Source organism: Candidatus Angelobacter sp., assembly GCA_035607015.1.
In the GTDB taxonomy this organism is placed as follows: Bacteria; Verrucomicrobiota; Verrucomicrobiia; order Limisphaerales; family AV2; genus AV2.
In genome coordinates this window covers 1-3,733 of the sequence record DATNDF010000305.1, presented here as the reverse complement: position 1 = coordinate 3,733, position 3,733 = coordinate 1, and the positions used below count along the sequence as shown (strand labels likewise).

Below are 3,733 nucleotides of genomic sequence, written 5' to 3'. Positions count from 1 at the left end.
TTTTCGGTCGGACGATCGAAAAAAGCACGGAGCTCCTCTGCGCGACCAAGATGGCAGAATTGTCGTCGCAACACAAGCGGTGGAAGCAGGCGTTGACGTTTCGGCACGCACCCTGGTTACCGAACTTGCGCCTTGGTCGTCGCTAGTGCAGCGGTTTGGCCGTTGCAATCGGCGCGGTGAATTCAAAGGAAACGAAGCGCGCATTTATTGGATCAACATCGAAATCAAAGATGAAAACGAGGCACTCGCTTCGCCGTACGAAGCGGAAGAATTAGCTATCGCGCGAAAGGCGTTCAAGACGCTCGAAGACGCCGGCCCGGAAAGTCTCCAAAACGTGAGCGTCAAAGAACGTCGCCTCATCCGGCCAGTAATCCGGCGCAAAGACATTGTCGAACTGTTCGACACTACGCCCGACCTGGCAGGCCACGACCTCGACATCAGTCGCTACATTCGGGATGGCGATGACATCGACGTGCAGGTGTTTTGGCGCAACTTGGGTGGGCGTCCCCCAGCGCCCGCTGAGCCAAAAGCAACCCGTGAGGAACTGTGCCGCGTCTCGCTGCCGCGTTTTCGAGAGTTCCTCGACAGACTCCGTAAAGCGGAAAGCAAGGCGGGCGCTCCGAAACTTCGAGCCCACGTTTGGAATCAGCTAAATGAGAAATGGGAAGAAACGTCCACCGCTCGTGCGGGTGTTACGTACCTACTGGATGTGCGGGCCGGTGGTTACTCAACTGAACTTGGTTGGTTCGGCGCGGCGAAATTCGATCCCGACGTTTCCGCACTGGCGCAACCCAAGCGGACTGGTGCGGCTGCTTATTCGGACAACCGCCTGAGTTTCCAGCGGGCATGGGTGAAGTTGAGCGACCACACGCAACACGTCGTGAACGAAATGGGTAAGCTTCTCCCACTTGTTCCCGCCCAATTCGCCGACGCATTCACAAACGCAGCCCGCTGGCATGATGTCGGGAAGGCGCACGCGGCATTCCAAAAGATGCTCATCCAAGGCGACACAGAGCGCAGAACGGAGATCTGGGCCAAGTCCGCGAACGCAACTGGGCGTTGCGAGCGCTGTTTCTTCCGCCACGAGTTTGCCTCCGCATTGGCGTGGCTGCAAAATGGGCCACGCAATGCGCCTGAACGCGATTTAATCGCCTACCTTATCGCGGCGCATCACGGAAAGGTACGGCTTTCGATCCGCTCTCTGCCCGGCGAAGAACCGCCACCCGAAAGACCCGACGCCCGTATCGCGAGAGGAATTCTTCAAGACGACCCAATTGGCCCGGTGGAATTCGACGGCTTATCGCTTCCGGGAATCTCACTTGATCTCTTGCTAATGGAAATAGGACAACAGGCAAACGGCACACCTTCATGGCTTGGTCGGATGATCGCATTGCGAAACCGATACGGTCCGTTCCAGCTTGCGTATTTGGAAAGTCTCCTGCGCGCGGCGGACATGCGGGCATCCGCGGCTGAATCCGGCCTCAAAGGAGGTGAATCATGAATTCCTTGCCACTCCCCGGCTGCGCACCGATGCCACTGGCGCACTATCTCAAAGCATTGGGCATGCTCCGGTTGATCTCAGTAAACGAGCAAGATGGTGACACTCAAGCGGTCGGTCACTGGGAGCGCGACGCATTTGTGCTGCACAGCAAGTTCGACCGCGAAGGACTGATTCAGTTTTTTCTCCGACACTACTCACCTACGCCAATCCTTGCCCCGTGGAACGGGGGAAGCGGATTTCACAGGAAAGACAACACGGAAGCGATCACCGCAATCGACAAAAGTACAGGCGAACGCTTCTTACATTTTCGCGAAGCGATTTCATCCGCACGCGCCGCTCTGAAATCCATCGGACTCAAAGAAAAGCCGAGCCCGGACGAAAAAGAACGACTCTTAAGACATTGCCGAAATACTTTTCCTGACGGCGCTCTAAACTGGCTTGATGCAGCGTTCGTACTCACCGACGACGGGGCAAAATATCCACCCCTGCTCGGCACGGGCGGCAACGATGGCCGGCTGGAGTTCACAAACAATTTCATGCAACGGCTGATCGAGATTATCAGTCCAGAAACCGGCGCGCCGACTGCCCAGGCGAAAGGTTGGCTCGAAAGCTCGCTGTTTGGAAGCGCGGTCGCCGTGCCAACCAGCAAAGCGCCCGTGGGACAATTCCTTCCCGGCGCGGCAGGCGGCGCAAACACTACGAGTGGATTCGGGAGCGAATCGGCGGTCAATCCCTGGGATTTCGTTTTGATGCTTGAAGGTGCATTGCTGTTCGCCGCTGCGGCAGTGCGCCGACTTGAGGGAACAGAGCCGGGTGCGTTGGCGTATCCTTTCTGTGTTCGGCAGGCCGCCGTAGGATATGGCAGCGCCAGCCCCGCAGATGAAGAAAATTCGCGCGCGGAAATGTGGTTGCCACTTTGGAGCAAGCCGGTCGGTCTCGTAGAACTGACAACCGTATTGAGCGAAGGACGCGCGCAACTCGGCCAACGCGCCGCGCGCAACGGCGTGGACTTTGCTCGCGCCGTCGTTACGCTGGGTGTTGATCGAGGGATTTCTGCATTTCAGCGATTCGGGTTTCAGGTGAGGAACGGCCTTTCGTATTTTGCGACGCCCTTGGATAGAGTTGTCGTACGGCGGAATGCCAGTGCCGACTTACTCAGCGAGATTGATCCTTGGCTCGCGCGGCTTCGAGATAAGGCAGGACCGTCGGCGAAGCAAGTCCCGGCATCCGTCTCGCGCGCCCTGAGCCAACTCGAAAACCGCATTCTCGATCTTTGCAAGGATGGCCGTGCTTCACGTCTCCAAGCGGTGCTCGTTGCACTCGGCCAAGCTGAACGTGCGTTAGCGCGAAGCTTGGCGTGGACAACGGGACGAAACGACCAGATTCCGGTCACGAAATGCCAGCCGTTGGTCGGGCTTTCTGGGCGTTGGTTGCGAGACGCGGATGACCGCAAAGTAGAGTTTCGCCTCGCCGCTTCACTCGCCTCGATCACCGGATTCCCGTACAAGGATAATGACGGCAAAAGTGTTCCGCTTCATTTTCGTCAACACCTTGAACGCGTGGCTGTAAATGGTGGTGCTGGCCACTATTGGTTCACGTGGGACGAGCAGGCGAGAGACGTGGTTTGGAACGACGGCGATTTCGTTGACGTACTGAATCGTATCTTCAGCCGCCGCCTAATTCGGGCCGAACAGTCAGGTCTTGATGAGTTGCCCGACAATGGAATTCCCGCGCTCTTGGACGACGTGATTGCATTCATCGAGGGAGAAACAGATGACGATCTACTGGCCGACTTAGTGTGGGCACTCTCGTTGCTGAATTGGAGCGAAAAGCCGAAAGTTTCTTGGGCGGGAGAGACCAAATCACAGGCCATTGCCTACGCTCTGTTTAATCTCCTGCGCCTCGCTTTTCCGCGCGGGAACGAGCGAAAGCTCGCCGACTTGCCGGAAGTGCCGCCAGTGCTGGCTATTCATCGGCATGCCGCCGCTGGCAATGGTCGGGAAGCGTCGCGCCTTGCCAGCCGCCGTTTGCGAGTATCGGATATGCCGCCCTCTGTTACCGAAGTTGCATTGTTGGGCGACACTGTGCGCCGCAGCGCCGCAGCATTGCTGTTTCCGCTCCATCACTCCGATGTGGCGCACCTTAAAGAACTCGTTTGCAAAACCACAACACAAACCATCTGAACACATGAACCTGAAAACACTGAACGACGAACCGCGCCTTCTGCTGGAG

2 protein-coding genes are annotated in these 3,733 nt (G+C 57.4%); both read left to right on the top strand.

Annotation, left to right across the window (positions count from 1 at the left end):
* A partial coding sequence (locus tag VN887_12195) for a CRISPR-associated endonuclease Cas3'' (GenBank protein HXT40764.1) occupies nucleotides 1–1,501 on the top strand: 1,501 nt, incomplete at its 5' end.
* Nucleotides 1,498–3,684 carry a type I-U CRISPR-associated protein Csx17 gene (csx17, locus tag VN887_12190; GenBank protein ID HXT40763.1) on the top strand — a complete coding sequence of 729 codons (2,187 nt, stop codon included), beginning with the start codon at nucleotides 1,498–1,500 and terminating at the stop codon, nucleotides 3,682–3,684. The genes VN887_12195 and csx17, both read left to right, overlap by 4 nt.
* Nucleotides 3,685–3,733 lie beyond the last annotated feature (49 nt).